The 17,458-nt window shown below is 42.7% G+C and carries 18 protein-coding genes and 1 riboswitch; of the genes, 8 read left to right on the forward strand and 10 right to left on the reverse strand.

Going from position 1 to position 17,458, the window contains the following annotated elements:
* Positions 1-17: 17 nt before the first annotated feature.
* Together AC0T5Z_RS01515 and xerD are read right to left on the reverse strand one after the other, a co-directional pair.
* Positions 18-833 (reverse strand): DsbC family protein, encoded by an 816-nt coding sequence (locus AC0T5Z_RS01515; protein WP_291340704.1) that lies wholly within the window; start codon positions 831-833, stop codon positions 18-20.
* A 147-nt stretch (positions 834-980) separates the two neighbouring features.
* Positions 981-1,898: a site-specific tyrosine recombinase XerD gene (gene xerD, locus AC0T5Z_RS01520; RefSeq protein WP_291340702.1), complete on the reverse strand. Its 918-nt coding sequence runs from the start codon at positions 1,896-1,898 to the stop codon at positions 981-983.
* A 184-nt stretch (positions 1,899-2,082) separates the two neighbouring features.
* Here xerD and AC0T5Z_RS01525 point away from each other — a divergent pair, with 184 nt between their 5' ends.
* The 5 genes from AC0T5Z_RS01525 to ftsW all read left to right on the forward strand — a co-directional run bounded on the left by AC0T5Z_RS01525 (position 2,083) and on the right by ftsW (position 7,212).
* A complete protein-coding gene (locus tag AC0T5Z_RS01525; protein WP_291340700.1) occupies positions 2,083-2,343 on the forward strand; it encodes a FeoA family protein in 261 nt (86 codons plus the stop codon).
* Positions 2,340-4,196 carry a ferrous iron transporter B gene (gene feoB, locus AC0T5Z_RS01530; RefSeq protein ID WP_435337132.1) on the forward strand — a complete coding sequence of 619 codons (1,857 nt, stop codon included), beginning with the start codon at positions 2,340-2,342 and terminating at the stop codon, positions 4,194-4,196. Before AC0T5Z_RS01525 ends, feoB begins: the two co-directional genes overlap by 4 nt.
* A 32-nt stretch (positions 4,197-4,228) precedes the next feature.
* Positions 4,229-4,480: a DUF6587 family protein gene (locus AC0T5Z_RS01535; RefSeq protein ID WP_291340696.1), complete on the forward strand. Its 252-nt coding sequence runs from the start codon at positions 4,229-4,231 to the stop codon at positions 4,478-4,480.
* A 169-nt stretch (positions 4,481-4,649) separates the two neighbouring features.
* The gene (gene murD, locus AC0T5Z_RS01540) at positions 4,650-5,996 is read left to right on the forward strand and encodes a UDP-N-acetylmuramoyl-L-alanine--D-glutamate ligase (protein ID WP_291340694.1); all 1,347 of its coding nucleotides are present in this window, start codon (positions 4,650-4,652) and stop codon (positions 5,994-5,996) included.
* A gap of 19 nt (positions 5,997-6,015) precedes the next feature.
* On the forward strand, positions 6,016-7,212 hold the full coding sequence (ftsW, locus tag AC0T5Z_RS01545; protein ID WP_435337133.1) for a putative lipid II flippase FtsW: 1,197 nt from the start codon (positions 6,016-6,018) through the stop codon (positions 7,210-7,212).
* Between the two features lie 11 nt (positions 7,213-7,223).
* Here ftsW and AC0T5Z_RS01550 read toward each other — a convergent pair whose 3' ends face one another.
* The 6 genes from AC0T5Z_RS01550 to thiC form a co-directional block, all read right to left on the reverse strand.
* Positions 7,224-7,463 (reverse strand): zinc-ribbon domain-containing protein, encoded by a 240-nt coding sequence (locus AC0T5Z_RS01550; RefSeq protein WP_291340691.1) that lies wholly within the window; start codon positions 7,461-7,463, stop codon positions 7,224-7,226.
* Positions 7,464-7,515: 52 nt separating this feature from the next.
* Positions 7,516-8,436 carry a tRNA glutamyl-Q(34) synthetase GluQRS gene (gene gluQRS / locus AC0T5Z_RS01555; RefSeq protein ID WP_435337134.1) on the reverse strand — a complete coding sequence of 307 codons (921 nt, stop codon included), beginning with the start codon at positions 8,434-8,436 and terminating at the stop codon, positions 7,516-7,518.
* Positions 8,437-8,438: 2 nt separating this feature from the next.
* Positions 8,439-8,966 carry an RNA polymerase-binding protein DksA gene (gene dksA / locus AC0T5Z_RS01560; protein WP_435337135.1) on the reverse strand — a complete coding sequence of 176 codons (528 nt, stop codon included), beginning with the start codon at positions 8,964-8,966 and terminating at the stop codon, positions 8,439-8,441.
* 213 nt (positions 8,967-9,179) lie between these two features.
* A complete protein-coding gene (gene cpdA, locus AC0T5Z_RS01565; RefSeq protein WP_291337803.1) occupies positions 9,180-9,986 on the reverse strand; it encodes a 3',5'-cyclic-AMP phosphodiesterase in 807 nt (268 codons plus the stop codon).
* 10 nt (positions 9,987-9,996) lie between these two features.
* Positions 9,997-10,617 (reverse strand): NUDIX domain-containing protein, encoded by a 621-nt coding sequence (locus tag AC0T5Z_RS01570; RefSeq protein ID WP_291337802.1) that lies wholly within the window; start codon positions 10,615-10,617, stop codon positions 9,997-9,999.
* 77 nt (positions 10,618-10,694) lie between these two features.
* Entirely contained in the window at positions 10,695-12,590 is a 1,896-nt protein-coding gene (gene thiC / locus AC0T5Z_RS01575) for a phosphomethylpyrimidine synthase ThiC (RefSeq protein WP_291337801.1), read from the reverse strand.
* A gap of 4 nt (positions 12,591-12,594) precedes the next feature.
* Between thiC and AC0T5Z_RS01580 the strand changes: the two genes are divergently transcribed.
* Positions 12,595-12,732, forward strand: coding sequence for a hypothetical protein (locus AC0T5Z_RS01580; RefSeq protein WP_291337800.1), 138 nt, complete (start codon positions 12,595-12,597; stop codon positions 12,730-12,732).
* Positions 12,693-12,840, reverse strand: a riboswitch (TPP riboswitch). (Overlaps the previous gene by 40 nt.)
* 99 nt (positions 12,841-12,939) lie before the next feature.
* Here AC0T5Z_RS01580 and AC0T5Z_RS01585 read toward each other — a convergent pair.
* Positions 12,940-14,004 carry a hypothetical protein gene (locus tag AC0T5Z_RS01585; protein ID WP_435337136.1) on the reverse strand — a complete coding sequence of 355 codons (1,065 nt, stop codon included), beginning with the start codon at positions 14,002-14,004 and terminating at the stop codon, positions 12,940-12,942.
* Positions 14,005-14,429: 425 nt separating this feature from the next.
* Between AC0T5Z_RS01585 and abuO the strand changes: the two genes are divergently transcribed.
* Together abuO and phoU are read left to right on the forward strand one after the other, a co-directional pair.
* Positions 14,430-15,743 (forward strand): multidrug efflux outer membrane protein AbuO, encoded by a 1,314-nt coding sequence (gene abuO / locus AC0T5Z_RS01590; protein WP_435337137.1) that lies wholly within the window; start codon positions 14,430-14,432, stop codon positions 15,741-15,743.
* Positions 15,744-15,897: 154 nt separating this feature from the next.
* Positions 15,898-16,620, forward strand: coding sequence for a phosphate signaling complex protein PhoU (gene phoU / locus AC0T5Z_RS01595; protein WP_168418393.1), 723 nt, complete (start codon positions 15,898-15,900; stop codon positions 16,618-16,620).
* A gap of 563 nt (positions 16,621-17,183) precedes the next feature.
* On the opposite strand, the gene AC0T5Z_RS01600 is transcribed toward phoU, so the two are convergent.
* Entirely contained in the window at positions 17,184-17,456 is a 273-nt protein-coding gene (locus tag AC0T5Z_RS01600; protein WP_291337796.1) for an oxidative damage protection protein, read from the reverse strand.
* Positions 17,457-17,458: the final 2 nt, after the last annotated feature.

The raw sequence follows: 17,458 nt of genomic DNA on the forward strand, positions 1-17,458 counted from the left end.
CCACAGAAACTCTATTTTTAGTTGTCTAAACGCTTGATCAATTCAGCGGTAGACATATAGCCGCCTAAATATACGCCTTCGGCATTATAAATTGCAGGTGTGCCATTTACGCCCATATTTAAGCCCAATTGATATTGAGCACGAACAGGGTTTTTACAGTTGGCAGGCGCAATTGATGCACCATTCATGACCGCATTAAAGGCTGCATGACGGTCTTCGCTACACCAGATCGCTTCCATGTTCGGCATGTGCTGTTCGCCACGTGGCCAAGCAATATAACGGACTTCAATGCCTTTGCCGTTCATTTCATCCATTTGTTCATGCAGACGATGGCAATATGGGCAGCTGACATCTGTAAATACATAAATGACGTGTTTGGTTTTGCCTTTGGCAGGAAAGACCAGTAAATCTTCTTGCTTTAATTCAGCAAAGATTTTTTTGTTCACGCCTGCTTGCAGGTTTTCACTGACGTTATGCAGTTCTTTGTCACCTAAACGGATCACATCGCCCTGAATAATGTATTTGCCGTCACTGGTGGCATAGACCGATGACATGCCTTCAAGACTCACCCAAAATAAATTTGGAACTTCCGTGGCTTTAATGTCGGTAATTTTGGCGTTGATGCCTGCAGTTTTAAAATGTTGTTGCAAGGTCGTGCTTAAACGCTGTTGTGTATTGCGTTCAATTAGGGTTGATGCTTCACCCGTTGCAGGGGCACTGGCGGTAAGCGTGGTTTGCTTTTTATCTTCGTTGTTTGCATTTGAACATGCGGTGATTGCAAAAGCACTTGCCAGTGAACAGGCAATCAAAAGTGTCGAGCGGGTAAGTGTCATAAACAACCCTTTCTTGTTGGCATAAAAAATAGAGCGTTAGCATAACAAAAAATATTCGTGATCGTTAGGGTCTGTTGCCATTTCATAAATGGCTTGCGTTCATAGATGAAGTGTCAGTAGACCCTATACTTCTACGTTGTTTTTGTTTTAAGCCCGTGGATGATGCTGGGCATGCAATTGCTGCATACGGATTTGTGCGACGTGGGTATAAATTTGTGTGGTGGATAAATCGCTGTGTCCAAGTAGCATTTGTACCACGCGTAAATCTGCCCCATGATTGAGTAAATGGGTGGCAAAGGCATGTCTTAATGTGTGTGGCGATAACTCGGTCTGAATACCTGCTTGCAGAGCATAGCGTTTAATGGCATACCAGAAATTTTGTCGGCTCATGATGCCGCCTTGCACCGTTAAAAATAGATAATCGGTGGCACTTTTATACAGCTGCGGGCGCGATTCAGTTAAATATTTTTCTATCCACTCACAAGCGACTTGCCCCATGGGTACCAAACGCTCTTTATTGCCTTTACCTACAATTCGTAAATAACCTTGTTTTAGGTTGATCAATTCTAAACGTAAATTCAGCAACTCCGTCACCCGTAAACCGCAAGCATATAAGACTTCAAGCATGGCACGATCTCGTAATCCCAGTGCGGTGTTGATATCTGGGGCGTGAATTAAAGCTTCCACATCGGCTTCCGATAAATCTTTGGGTAAGGCACGACCTAATTTTGGAGTTTTATGCGCAGCAACAGGGTTGTCAGAACGTAGTTTGTGTTCTCTTAAAAATTTATAAAAAGAACGCAGCGCAGACAGGCAGCGTGCAATAGAGCGGGGGCTTTTTTGTTGTTTGGTGAGTTCGATGAGTACATCCGAAATATCGTCATGATTCCATTCAGGCATGGGTTTGCTGACATAGTCGCTGCATTGAATTAAATCGGACAAATAGGCATTGCGGGTATGCGGACTAACACTTTGTGCGATTAAATCGTTGCGATAACCTTCCAAAAAACTCAAAGCTTCTGGAATTTGTATTGCAGCAGGAATACGAGGTTTTTTGTTCAGCATAGGCATCACAGACAAAATCACAAAATTAATTGAGAAATTTGATAATAAGCAGCGTTATTTTCTACTGTAATCCAATTCAGCAGGGCTGTCGATGTGATATAAAACATTTAAATGTAAGTTGACCTTATTTGTTAATTGTTCTCATTTGCGTATATAATGGGCAAAATAGTATAGGAATTTCACGGTGCGTTTGTCAGAACTCAAAGCAAAACAAACAGCCATCATACGTCAGGTACTTCGGACTGCCGATGGTGCAACATCCCTAAATGATTTGGTTGCGAATCGCTTAGAAACGTTAGGCTTTGTGCCTGGGACGCCTGTGCAGGTAATTACCAAAGGTATTTTTGGTGGAGATCCGATCTTAATTCAAGTGGGATTTACCCGTTTTGCCTTGCGCAAAGTAGAAGCTGAACGCATAGAAATTGAGCAGGGAGTAACTGCATGAGCGATGCCTTACGTATCGCACTTGTAGGGAATCCAAACTGCGGTAAAACTTCTTTATTTAACCATTTGACAGGGACACGTCAAAAAGTTGCAAACTATGCGGGTGTTACCGTAGAGCGCAAAGTGGGTCAGTTCAGCTTGCCTTCAGGGCAGGCGGTGCGGGTGTTGGATTTACCGGGTACATACAGCCTAGAAGCCACCAGTCCAGATGAAGCCATTACCCGCGATGTGGTTCAGGGCAAAATTGCTGAAGAAGGTCAGCAAGATGCATTTTTGTGTGTGGTTGATGCGACCAACCTGAAACTGCATTTAGGTTTGGTACTTGAAATGATTGAGTTGGGACGTCCAATTTTATTGGTGCTCAACATGATGGATGAAGCACGCCGCCGCGGGATGCAAATTAATACGCAAAAATTGTCTGAGCGTTTGGGTGTGCCTGTGGTGGAAACCGTTGCGGTGCGTGATTCAGGTATTCAAAACTTAATGCATGCCTTAGATCAGGGCAAATTTTCTGTTCCGCAGACAGAATTGACAGGCTTAACAGGTAGTCAGCATCAGCGTATTCAAACCATTTTGCATGATGTGGTGCAGTTTGTAGATGAAGAAGACAAACGCTCTGACTTTTTAGACAAAATTTTTCTACATCCTGTGTTTGGCTTGGTAAGCCTTGCAGTGATGATGTTCGTGGTATTCCAAGCTGTTTTTTCTTGGGCTGCACCATTTATGGATGGTATTGAAAGCTTCTTTGGCTGGCTAGGTGAAGTGATTGGCGAAAACATTAGCCATCCCTTACTGAACAGCTTGATTGTGGATGGCATTATTGCAGGCGCAGGCGGTGTGGTGGTGTTCTTGCCGCAAATTTTAATTCTGTTCCTGTTTATTTTAATTTTGGAAGAATCGGGCTATTTGCCACGCGCAGCATTCTTGCTCGATAAACTGATGTTTAGCGCAGGTTTGAGTGGTCGTGCCTTTATTCCATTGCTGTCTAGTTTTGCTTGTGCAGTGCCAGGCATTATGGCAACACGTAGTATTGCCGACCCACGTGATCGTTTAACTACGATTATGGTCGCGCCGTTAATGACTTGTTCTGCGCGCTTACCTGTATATGCTTTGCTCATCGCTGCATTCATTCCCAATCAAATCGTCTGGGGTATGTTTAATTTACAAGGCCTAGTGCTATTCGGTCTGTATATGGCGGGCATTGTGAGTGCCTTGGGCGTATCTTTTGTGCTTAAATTTTTGCAAAAAGATAAATCTGAGCATGTCTTGTTGATGGAACTACCAAGCTACCGTTTTCCAGACCTAAAAAGCGTGTGGATTGGTTTGCTGGATCGCGCCAAAATTTTCTTGAAGCGTGTCGGTGGCATTATTTTTGCGCTGTCGATTTTATTGTGGTTCTTGTGTACCTTCCCGCAACCGCCTGAAGGTGCGCCCCTGCCTGCAATTGACTACAGTTTTGCAGGGATGCTGGGGCATGTATTACAGCCGATTTTTGCTCCAGTTGGCTTTAACTGGCAGATCGTGATTGCCTTGATTCCTGCTATGGCAGCGCGTGAAGTGGTCGTGGCTGCCTTAGGCACAGTCTATGCCTTATCTGCAGTCGATGAAGACGCTATTTCCGAAGGTTTGGCCGCTTTAATTAGTGGCGGTGGCGAACTGGGCTGGTCATTGGCAACGGGTTTGGCGTTATTGGTGTGGTTTATTTATGCTCCGCATTGCTTGGCGACTTTGGCCACCGTAAAGCGTGAAACAGGTTCATGGCGTACAGTCAGTTTTATGACGGTGTATTTATTTGGTTTGGCTTATTTAATGTCGTTTTTAACTTATCAAACAGCATCTTATTTGTTGAGTTAAGGCTATTTTAGGCTTCACAGGAGAAGACAAACATGATTGAAATTCTGATTGTTGCTGCATTGGTGTTGTGGAGTGCTGTGGTGGTCTTTAAAAAAGTCTTTCCTCAAACCTCTAGCGCATTTTTTCTAAAGCTGTCCAATTTCTGTACTGAAAAAGGCTGGCATGGCTTGGCCAAGTGGTTGAAGCCTGCGGCAGCGGCAGGTTGTGGTGGTAGTTGTGGCTGTGATCATTCAGATCAACCCGCAGAAAAGAAAGTTGAAGTCCAAGCGGTGAAGTGGAAATAGAGTTGATTCACTGTAGTGATATTCTTTTTAAAAACCGTCAGCAATATGACGGTTTTTTTACGCACTGACACAAAAAAAACTGCAGGAACTGCAAACAGAAAAAGCATTCAAAACAGCAAAGTGCTACTATTTTGTCTGTTTTAAAATTAGCGCACAAAATGGGGAAAAAATGTTAATACAACGTGGTGGATTAAAAGTCGTTGCAGGACTTGGTATTTCTGGTGTTGCAGCTGTTAATTTTTTACATCATCAAGGTTACCGCGTTGCTGTGACAGATTCTCGTCCCACACCCCCAGGGCATGACCAAATTCCTGCCGAAGTGGAAACCCGCTTTGGTCAGTTTGATCAGGATTTATTGCTGTCTGCAGAAGAAATTGTGATTAGCCCAGGGCTAGATCCAAAACTCCCTGAAATTCAGGCGGCGATGGCACAGGGAATTCCTGTGGTGAGTGAAATTCAGATTTTACGTCGTGCGACCGACAAACCTATTGTGGCAATTACAGGGTCTAATGCGAAAAGTACCGTGACCACGCTCATTGGTTTAATGGCAGAGCAGGCAGGCAAAAAAGTCGCAGTAGGTGGTAATTTGGGACGTCCTGCGTTAGATCTGATCAAAGATAATCCTGAGCTGTATATTTTAGAACTTTCCAGTTTTCAGCTAGAAACCACCTCAAATTTAAATGCAGAAGTGGCGGTGGTGCTGAACATGAGTGAAGACCATTTAGACCGTCATGGCGATATGCTGGGGTATCACACAGCCAAACATCGTATTTTTCAGGGTGTGAAAAAAGTGGTGTTTAACCGTGATGATGCTTTAAGTCGTCCGTTAGTGCCAGATCAAACTTCTATGCAAAGTTTTGGCTTAAATGCGCCTGACTTAAATCAATACGGCTTGTTAAAAGATGATGATGGCAGTATGTGGTTGGCACGTGGGCGTGAGCGTTTATTAAAAAGTACCGAGATGTATATTCAAGGTACACACAATATTGCTAATGCATTAGCATGCTTGGCATTGGGTGAAGCCATTGGTTTAGCTATGCACAGCATGCTGGAAACGTTGAAAACCTTTAAAGGTTTGGAGCATCGATGCGAATTCGTCAAAGAATTACATGGGGTGCGTTATTATAATGACTCCAAAGGAACCAATATTGGTGCAACTTTGGCGGCCTTAGATGGCTTGGGCGCAGCAATTCAGGCACAAGGCGGCAAGGTTGCGATTATTTTAGGTGGGCAAGGAAAAGGGCAGGACTTTACTGCGCTACGTCAATCATTGCAACAATATGCCAAACTGGCGGTGTTGATTGGTGAGGATGCCACGAAAATTGAAACAGCAGTTGCCGGAACAACCCAACTCTTAACTGCAGATACCTTGCAACAAGCCGTTGAAATCTGCCAACAACATACACAAGCGCACGATGTGGTGCTATTGTCACCTGCATGCGCAAGTTTTGATATGTTCTCGGGCTATCCAGAACGTGGTCACAAGTTCGTTGCTTATGTTAACGCGCTGGTATAACAACAATAAGGGATGAGATATGGCTGGCTTGGCTCAGACAACAATCAATAAACTCAATCAGGTCTATGACCGTTGGCTGCCAAAACTGCCTGCGGAAATAAATGTGCGTAATGTGCTGATTTTTAGTGTATTGGCATTGTTATGTATTGGCTCGATTATGGTGGCATCGGCGTCGATGCCCTATGCAGAGCGTATGCATGAAAATGCTTTTCACTATGTTTTCCGCCATGGTATTTCGATTGTGGTGGCCTTGGTTGCTGCTTTTGTTGTGTATAAAGTGCCGCTGAATACATGGTTTAACAATACCTTTTTTCTGTGGATTGTCACCATTGCCTTATTGATTGCAGTTTTGGTTGTTGGTACTGAGGTTAATGGCTCTAAACGCTGGATTCGGGTTGCAGGATTTACCTTACAAGCCTCTGAAGTCGCCAAAGTCATGATGGCTATTTTTACCGCTGACTATGTGGTACGCCGTGCCGAAGAAGTGCGTAATAACATTAAAGGGTTGATTCGTCTTGCTGTGATTATGGCCGTGACCGTTGGTTTGGTGATTGCAGAGCCAGATTTAGGGGCTACTGTGGTGATTGCCTTGACCATGCTGGGCGTCTTCTTTTTGGCAGGTGCACCGTTAATTCAGTTCGGGATTGCCTTCGGGGCAATTATTGCCGCCTTTGTGTTTTTAGTGGTGTTCGAGCCGTATCGCTTTGAACGCTTAATGTCGTTCTCAAACCCGTGGAATGACCCTTTGGGTGTTGGCTATCAGTTATCTAACGCTTTAATGGCATTTGGTCGTGGTGAGTGGGTTGGTGTAGGTTTAGGGCACAGTATTCAGAAAATGTCCTATTTACCAGAAGCGCACACAGACTTTATGTTGGCTGTGTTGGGTGAAGAGTTCGGCTTTTTGGGTATTTTTGTGGTAATCAGCCTGTCTTTTGCGATGCTGGTTTCTTGTATTAAAATTGGTCATCGTGCCCTAAAAAACCAGTACTTACGTGCAGGGTATTTGGCTTATGGCATCAGCATTATTTTTTTATTGCAGATTATGGTGAACGCAGGCATGAACATGGGTATGTTGCCGACCAAAGGTTTGACCCTGCCTTTTATTAGTTATGGTGGTTCATCGTTAATTATGTGTGCAGTGATGGTGAGTTTGATTTTGAAAATTGAAGCCAGCACGCACGAGATTAACCCAAGCCGTGAGGAATCGAATTTCTAGAATTGATCTTTCTATTTCGCTTCTAGCTGAGTATGGTGCAAGACCATGCTTGGCATGACTGTTCCACAATTTAAACACTTGACCATAGTATTTTGCCGTTTAGATACAGGGAACAAGGCAATAAAAAATAAGGAGAAATATTGTCGTTGCTGTCTGAGTTCATAGCTGCAACAGATGCGGCAAACGGGGCAGTTAAATTGCTTTTTCTCGACTACTTTGGTTTTCGGTCCCACAGCAAAAATAAAAAACATGACACAATCTCAAATGATCCATTTCAATTTGAGCATAACTGAGTTTTAAGTTTTATAAATAATAGCCGTGTAAAGCTGTACCCGCAGGAATACGTGAAAGATCCCATTGTTGAATGGCTTGTGTGAGCATGCGTGCAGGTGTATCTAATTCGACAGCAACCTGATTTAAGGCGGTTAAAGCGGACTGTAGCAACTTTGGAGCTTGGCTTAAATCTAAAGCTTGTGCCAAGTTCTGTTTAGACAGTTTTTGCCCTTGCGCATTCATGGCTAAAGGCAGGTGCGTGTATGTAAGTTTAGGGTAGCCTAACAGTTGTCCCAAATAGATTTGTCGTGCAGTGTTGTCGAGTAAATCTGCGCCACGAACCACATGGGTAATACCTTGTAGATAATCATCCACCACCACTGCCAATTGATAATTGATAATGCCATCACGCCGTTTTAGGACAAAATCGCCCAAGTCCTGCGCAAGCTTGGAACACTGCTTGCCTTGCAAGCGGTCTTGAAAGCAAATCTCTTGGTCTGTGACTTTGACTCGAATTGCTTGATTGGCAAAATCTAAGCCTAAATTGCGACAAGTCCCTGCATAAATATGATTGGAGCCAAGCATTTTACGGGTGCATTGACAGGCATAGACCAAGCCGCGTTGCTGCAATTGTTGTAATACGGCTGCATAGAGATCAAGGCGATCTTTCTGGAAAATAATTTCGGCATCGGGCTCAAACTGAAAGGCATCTATGCAGCGCAAGATATGGCTTTCACTACCAGGGTAAATACGTGGAATGTCCGTATCTTCAATACGCACCAACCAAGTGCCGTGCTGAGCTTTGGCATCGCAATAACTGGCAACGGCAGTAATGAGAGAGCCAAAATGCAAAGGGCCGGTTGGCGATGGTGCGAACCGACCTGAGTAGCGCGTCAGCGAAATAGGATCTCGCTGACGACGATGCTCCGCAAAGGAATTTTCAACAGTCACAATTAACCGTTATTTTGCTTCTCTTTGATCTCTGCAAAAGTTTTGCAGTCAATACATAGCGTTGCCGTTGGACGTGCTTCTAAGCGACGCAAACCGATTTCGATACCGCAAGTTTCACAGAAACCATAGTCATCGTTTTTAATCGCTTCAATAGATTGTTCAATTTTACGAATCAATTTACGTTCACGGTCACGAGTACGTAATTCAATCGCAAATTCTTCTTCTTGTGTCGCGCGGTCATTCACATCAGGCAAAGCTGTATTTTCGTCTTGCATGGTGTTGAGTGTACGATCTACTTCTGACATTAACTCTTCTTTCCACGCCATGAGAATTTGACGGAAATGTTCGAGTTGTCCTTCAGACATGTATTCTTCATTTTTTTTCGGCTGATAAGGTGCAATACCAAATAAGCTAGCTGTAGAACCGCCCTCTAAAGCCTTTGGCTTCGCCTTACGCACGCGTTTTGTAGCTTTTTCTTCTACAAGATCTGTTTGTTCGTCCAAGACTTGATTTTGGTTGTCATTCGCCATGTAGGGCATTCCTCATCATATGCGTAAGATTCATACGCGAAAAATATGGTGATATGCAAGTGTTTTTATCCACTCCCAAAGAACAATATTCGATCTTCGGGGGACGTCATCATATAGACTTTTTTTGATTATGGATAGTCTTTGATGTTTGGATGTGTTATCGCATTTTTTCGTTGAAGGCATAAAGTAAAGCAAAAGAAATAAAATGAAAAGTTAATAACCTGAAATTTCAAAATTTATTTGTTGTACGACATGCTCAACCCGATGTACTTGGGTGCTAAAACTGCCATCTGCATTCAAATGTAACACACGGTAACCTGGTGCTTCAGGCCCAAGAGCAAAGTGCTGGCTATGCGGTTTAAATTGCACGCAGGTTGAAGGTGTAGAGTAAAACTGAATCCCTTGCCATTCATTAAGTGAGTCTTGATGCACATGCCCGCACAATACCAATTTGACGTTGTTGTGTCGTGCCAATACATCAATTAAGGCTTCAGTATTTTTAAGTTTATGCTGATCAATCCAGTGGGACTGCATATCAAAAGGATGGTGATGACAGGCAATAATCACCTGCTGATGGGCATGTTGCTGTAAAAGCTGATCTAACTGTTGTAATTCTGCTGCATCCATCCAACCATCGATCCGACCTTTAACTGCAGTATTCAATAAAATGACACTCCAATTGCCTAATTCAATCGCATGAACTTGATTGGACTCTAAATGGAATGGGAAAACCGTTTCATCATCATGATTGCCTGGAATCTGGAAATGCGGTGTATTTAAAGTCTGCATAAACTGCAAATAACGTTGATAGGTTTCAGTAACGGGTATTTGTGCTAAATCGCCGGTATGGAAAATAGCATCAAGCTGTGGGTATTGCTGTTGAATATGGTGCATCACCGCATGAAAGCTACGTTCAGGATTCATATGCACAAACTCTAAATCTTCCTGATTCATGAGGTGCGTATCGGAAATTTGTACAATCGTCCAGCATTGCTGCTGATTGTTTGAGAATAAAGTCATGCCTGACCCCTTAGACATCCTTTACGGTTTTAATTTGTTGTTGTAACCATTGCAATGCCATAATGACAGGTGCATTTTTTAGCCGACCATTGGTCAACAAGTTTGGTATCTCCCGATAATCAATAATGTGTAATTGAATATTTTCTCCTTCATCAGGCATACCAAACACGCCACCTTCCTGTGGTAAGGTGGTGTTCGCACTATATAAGTGGAACAATTCTGCGCATGCCCCTGCAGATGGATAAAAACTGAATAAATGTTGTAATTCTTTTAACTCGCAGCCCGATTCTTCCAAAGCTTCACGACGAATACAGCTTTCAGGTGATTCATCACCATCTAGCACCCCTGCAATCACTTCGAGTTGCCAAGGCGAGTCGCAATCATCAATTGCACCAATGCGGAATTGTTCAATCAGGGCAAATTTTTGTTGTGCCGCATCATAAATAAGTACCCCAGCCGCTTCGGGGCGTTGAATGAGTTCACGCTGAAGGACTGGGGTATATGTGGTTTGATTAAACAAGCGATGACTCAGGCTTATTTTTTCAACCTGAATAAAACCACGATACATGTATTCACGTTGGTGAATCTGTGCATCGTGTTGGCCATAAGTTGCTTGTTGAATAATCTTCATAAACTCTCATCAGGATGAGCAAAGCATCATTTCATCCTAACTGAGATTTTATTGAATACAAACGCTTTTTAAACGATTTATAGCTTGTGGTACAATTTTTGACCATGTTCCTGATAGGCGGTTTTCATGGCTTTGAGACCTGATTCGACCTCTGCATCCACTTGCTCGGCTTTGTTCGCAGCATTTTGATTTTGTGCATAATCTCTCACGTTTTGCGTAATTTTCATTGAACAGAACTTTGGTCCGCACATTGAGCAAAAGTGTGCAGATTTGTGCGCTTCTTTCGGCATGGTTTCATCATGCATGCTGCGTGCGGTATCTGGGTCAAGGCTCAGATTAAACTGATCTTCCCAGCGGAATTCAAAGCGTGCTTTAGATAAGGCATTGTCACGTGCTTGTGCGCCTGGATGCCCTTTGGCAAGGTCAGCCGCATGTGCTGCAATTTTATAGGTGATGATGCCGTCTTTGACGTCTTTTTTATTCGGTAAACCTAAGTGTTCTTTCGGTGTGACATAGCACAGCATCGCAGTACCGTACCAACCAATCATCGCAGCACCAATGGCAGAAGTAATATGGTCATAACCCGGTGCAATATCTGTGGTTAATGGGCCGAGTGTATAGAATGGTGCTTCTTTACAGACTTCAAGTTGCAAGTCCATATTTTCTTTGACCATGTGCATTGGCACGTGCCCTGGGCCTTCAATCATCACTTGAACATCATGTTCCCAAGCACGATGAGTCAATTCACCCAAAGTCCGTAGTTCGCTGAATTGTGCTTCGTCGTTGGCATCCTGGATACACCCCGGACGTAAACCATCACCCAAGCTGAACGATACATCGTAAGCTTTCATGATTTCGCAGATTTCATCAAAGTGCGTGTAGAGGAAGTTTTCTTCATGATGCGCCAAACACCACTGCGCCATGATTGAACCGCCTCGTGATACAATACCTGTTAAGCGATTGGCCGTGAGTGGTACATAACGCAATAATACCCCTGCATGAATGGTGAAGTAGTCCACCCCTTGTTCAGCTTGTTCAATCAGGGTGTCTTTAAAGATTTCCCAAGTCAGGTCTTCAGCAACGCCGTTTACTTTTTCTAAGGCCTGATAAATAGGGACAGTACCAATTGGTACAGGTGAGTTGCGGATGATCCATTCACGGGTTTCATGGATGTTCTTACCTGTCGATAAGTCCATGATGGTATCTGCGCCCCAACGGGTCGCCCAAGTCATTTTTGCGACTTCTTCATCAATACTTGAACCCAGTGCCGAGTTGCCAATATTGGCATTGATTTTTACCAAAAAGTTGCGACCAATAATCATGGGTTCACATTCTGGATGGTTAATGTTGGCAGGAATAATTGCACGACCTTCAGCCACTTCCTGACGTACAAATTCAGGCGTGATTTCAGTTAGGTTTTTAGCCCCAAAATTTTGCCCTGGATGTTGACGCATATCGACACCTTCGCGTTGGCGTTGGTTTTCACGAATCGCGATATATTCCATTTCTGGAGTGATGATGCCTTGTTTAGCATAGTGCATTTGGGTGACGTTTTTACCCGCTTTGGCACGGCGCGGCTTTTGAATATGGGCAAAACGAATCTCTGCAGTCCGAATATCGCGTAAACGCTCTTGACCAAATGCAGAGCTAAGGGTTTCTAGTTTTTCGGTGTCTTGGCGCTCTTCAATCCAGCTGTCGCGGATGTTTGGCAAGCCTTTGTTTAGATCAATTTCAACATTTGGATCGGTATATACACCTGAAGTGTCATACACCATGAGCGGTGGATTGTGCTCACCGCCTAAACCTGTTGGAGTGTCGGTCAGTTCAATTTCACGCATTGGTACCTGAATGTCTGGGCGTGAGCCTTGAACATAGACTTTTTTTGATGCAGGCAAAATACGGGTTAAATCTTTGGCATCTTGCTCGTGTTGAGCAGAAATGTCAGCAGGGGATAGATTCGTTAATTGGTTCATTGCAATGATCCTGAAGAATGAAATCAACGAATCAAGCACGACCAAAAACATTGCAATTCAGTTGTTGAAACTTTTACAGCTCAACATTAACCGTGTGGCGGGGTTTTTAGGTGGCTTGATTCCTACGCAGGTTTTAACCTGATCAGGTTCAACGGTACTTGAGTTTAAATCTGTGTTGCAGGCCATTGAGCAAGCAACAAAGAATAGACACAATCTCAGCGAGGAATTACTCGCGCTCCGTCAAGCTGTATAAATAGTAGCACGTTGTCGGTATAAAAGCAGGCTTCACGTGGCTTTTATTCTCTGGCGCTTCATGACAAGTATTTGAGGCTTAAGCGACTCTGGACAATTAACTAGAAATGCAAATGGCGTCGCTAAAACAATCACGTTTTGTATGGATGGAAATGTTTTTTAAATTTAAATATTGATTCAACTGTGCATGGACCAAGGCATAATCACCGTATTCACGCTGTTCACGTGCAGTGGGCTGTACTGCAATTTCAGTGAGTCGTTGTTCACTGCTCATGTGTAAAAAAGCAAGGAATTTACGCGCTTGTTGGGTTAAGGGTGATTTTGGCAACTTTGCCAGTTTTTTAATTTCAAATAATACGGCGGGTTGGATACTGGATTCATCGACATAGTCCTGAGAAACAGGATTGTTGATTGTGCCTTTAAACAGCAGCATGGCATACACTTCGGCTAGGTAACGTGCATCCCGTATAAAGTGACTTTTAGGATAACGTTTCAAGTAATCTTCCCAAAATAAGGCGCGTTCAGCCAAATCTGCAGCATCAAGGGTGAGTCCACCATCACGCAAGCTGTGCTGCATATTGTCTTTTGCCATTCTTTCAATAAAATTCTGCTCGGCATCGGGCATGTAGGGGGCAAAAATAATGGCTAAATATTGCGGGCTACGGCGATAAACCAACTGTGCTTCACCTGCATCGTATAGCTCTAAATAGGCTTGACCCTTATGTTTCAATAAATACTGATCGCGCGAAGCAAAGTTTTCAAAATGACTTTGCTGAATGGTCGGATGCTGCGCCAGATCAAAAGCATGTTGATCAAAAGCTGCTTGTTCTGTAGCGCTGCGTTCCACATGCAAAAAGCGTTGATACATTTGGGTTGAAAGGTTGAGTAAATTTAATTGCTCATTCAAAGGCAGCAAGGGTAGGCAGACTTTTAAATCTTGATTAATTTGTTCGAGCGCAAACGTGGTACGGGTATTGTCAATTTGCTGCATATTGTGCTGAATGTTTTCACACATTTGGGTCAAATCTACAGGTTCGCTGGCACTGGCCTGTACCTTTGGTGGTTCAGGTACAGGCGGAATATCCGAGTTTTGGCAGCCGAATAAATACAGGCAACTGGCAAGCAACAGGGCAAGTTTACTGACGCGAAGAAATTTAACCATTACAGCAATTCAACATGAGCATTCATTCATCATCTAGTGCCTTCATTTCAGGCACTATGGATTCCAAAAATTCAAAGTGAGTCATTCATACCAAAATTCTAAATTTCAAGTATCCGCTGTGAGGTACACAGTTTTAAAATTTTCGGTCAAAGGGAGAGTTTGCATTGTAAAGTCAAAGCCGCGGAGTAAATGTAGTATTCTGCTAGAGTTTAGTTACCTGCCTGTGAGTAAGCGCCACTTTATGCAGTCATTGTTAGCACATGTAAGGCTTTATTTAAGTATTGCAATGAATTGAAATGATATGAAAAATTATCAAAATTAATGAAATTTATACGAAACAAATGAAAATTCGCTTTAGTATGGGCGGTGTAAAAATACATTGCAGTAGGATTGACGAAATTACAGAGTGGGTTGATCGAAAAATAATGAAAAAAATGATGTTGGTGACATGCTTATGTTGGATGAGTTCAAGTGCTTTTGCTTTGGACTTAATGCAAGCCTATCAGCGTGCTCAAAATAGCGATCCAACTTGGCTTGCACAACAATTACAATATCAGGCCGATCAATTAAATCTCGGGCTAGCGCAAGGTAATTTACTACCCACGGTGACTTTGTCAGGCAATATCACCCGTAAAAGTCAGGAAATGAGTTTTCTAACTGACTCTTTAAGCAGTTTAACTTCACGTCAAGTCGCGTTAACAGCACGTCAGCCTTTATTTCGTTGGGATGCTTGGCAAGCTTTAAAACAAGTCAAAACCTCGCTAAGCCTGGGTGAAGTCACCTTACGTTTACAACAACAGCAACATATTTTGAATGTGTCGGAAGCGTATTTTAATGTGCTGCGACAACAGTCTTTAACCGCAGCATATTTACAAGAAGAAAAAGCCTTGCTGGAACAGCTTAATATGATAAATGCCAAACTGCGCGAGGGTTTGGTCGCGAAAAGTGAAGTCAGTGAAGCCAATGCACAATATCAAAATGCACGGGCAAACCGGATTGGCACACATGTGCAGTTGGTTTTGGCACAAGAGCAGTTGGCACAATTAATTGGGCCGTATCAGGAAAGTTTGGCGGTTTTGCGAGATGACTTTCCATTTCAAAAACCTGTGCCTGAAAGTTTAGAGGCATGGTCGCAATTGGCACAAACTCAAAATTTAGCCATTCAGCAGGCACGTTTACAACGCCAATATGCCGAAGATGCACGTCGGGTTGAACAAGCAGCACGTTATCCGCAGGTGGAAGCTGTGGGCAGTTATGGTTATGCCAAACAAAGCCCTGAAAGTATTATGTCACCCGATGGTCAGTTTGATCAGGTCGGGATTGAAATGAACTGGAATGTGTTTAGCGGTGGGCGGGTCAATAACAATGTGCAAAAGGCAGCGGTTTTGGTAAAAAAATCTGAAGCTGAATTAGATGCTGCGATTCGTAAAGCCCATACCGATGTGAAACAGGCGTATTTACAAGTCGAAACTGATCAAGCTAAATTGCAGGCGAGGCAGGCTGCAATGAATTCTGCAGATTTGGTGGCACGAGCATCTAAAGCGCAATATCAGGAAGGTTTAAAAACCATGGTAGATGTACTGTTGGCACAGCGCAACGCCTTTTCTGCCAAACAGGATTATCTCAATGCGCAGTATGACTATCTAAAGCATGTGCTACAACTAAAAGCAGCAGTAGGGCAGTTGACCGAACAAGATGTGCAGGAAATGAATGCTTGGTTGATTCAGAAAGCCATATAAAATCATTTTGTGATTCGCATAAGGTATGTTGTTTAAAAACGGAAACGATCAGACTTGAGAGTTTAGTGAGAAAATGTCATAAAAACGTCATCATTGCTGTGCTTTAATATTGAATCATTGCGTCAGTCTATCCTTTTGTTGTGGAGAGTATTCCTTGAGTACGAATAATCCTGTGTTAAGTCACCATATTTCTTCTCAGTTCAATGAAGATTTGCAGGATGTAAATACCAAATTTATGACCATGGGTGGTTTGGTAGAACAGCAGGTTGCCAATGCGATTCATTCACTCTTGGATACTGATGCAGCGTTGGCGGTAGAAGTGCAATTCCAAGACAATGTGGTTAACCGCATGGAAACCGAAATTGACGAAGCCTTAACTTTGATTTTGGCACGTCGTCATCCTGCAGCCATCGACTTGCGTATGGTCATTGCCATGTCTAAAGCCAATACTGATTTAGAGCGTATTGGCGACGAAGCTGCAAAAATTGCACGTATTGCCCAAAACTTATGTGAAGAAGGTGGTTCGCCACGAGGTTATATGGAAACCCGTCATATTGGCAACCAAGTACGTGTCATGATTCATGATGCATTGGATGCTTTTGCACGTTTAGATGTAGATCAGGCCCTACGTGTATTGTTGGCAGATGCCGATATTGACCGTGAATATCAATCTGCAACTCGCACCCTGATGACTTATATGATTGAAGATCCGCGTCATATTTCACGTGTAATCAATGTGATGTGGGTGTTGCGTTCATTGGAGCGTATTGGTGACCACGCGCGTAATATTTCTGAACAAGTCATCTATATGGTGAAAGGTTTTGATGTGCGCCATACCAGCGTCAAAGAAATTGAAGAAAAAGTACAGGAACGCTAAGTTCAGCTTTTTTGAATATTCAGCCTCATCGAACGATGGGGTTTTTTTTGCTTAAAATTATTCTTGTTGATTTTGAGTAAGCTTTAAGAGTTTGAAACAGCCTGAATTTTGGATAAAAAAAATCTCAGACTTTGGGGGAAATCTGAGATTGAAATGGAGAATACTTATTATAGTGAGAGATCATTGCTTATATCCTTGATGATAAGTATAGGAAAATCGCACTCAAGAATCATGTGGTTTATTGTAGTGGAATGTAACGTTTTATATGCAAATGTATTTTCAAATTACATTATTTTTAGTGTGATTGTTTTTACGTTATTGTCTTTAAAATCAGTGATTCATCTATGTATCGATGTAGCATTGTGACTGTAAATTATACGTTTCAATCCAGAAGTAAAATAGGAAATCAGCTTAACTTTTTGAATCTATTTTCATTTATTTAAAGTGTTGTTGCTGCAATCCATCATCAATAACGCCATAAAAAAAGAGCCTTGCTAAAGACTCTTTTAATTGTAAAACGAACAAGGTTTGAATTTTCTGAAAATGAAAAAACAGTACTTGGATTAGTTTTGAGGTTTTAAGCCTTCTGCGACTTCCAAGCTGGCATCATTGTTGAGAAACTTCTCACGTTGTTCTTCCAAAAACTTTTTCGCTTCAGGTTCAAACACATTCAAACGCTTTTCATTAATGAGCGTAGTTTGGTGTTTAAGCCATTCCTGCCAAGCCTGTTTAGATACCGTTTCAAGCAATTCTTGACCTTTGGCACCCGGAAAAGGAGCGAAATCCATCGCTTCCATTTCTGTTTGATATTTACGACAAAATACTAGTTTAGACATCT

The sequence above is a fragment of the Acinetobacter pengchengensis genome (assembly GCF_982235305.1).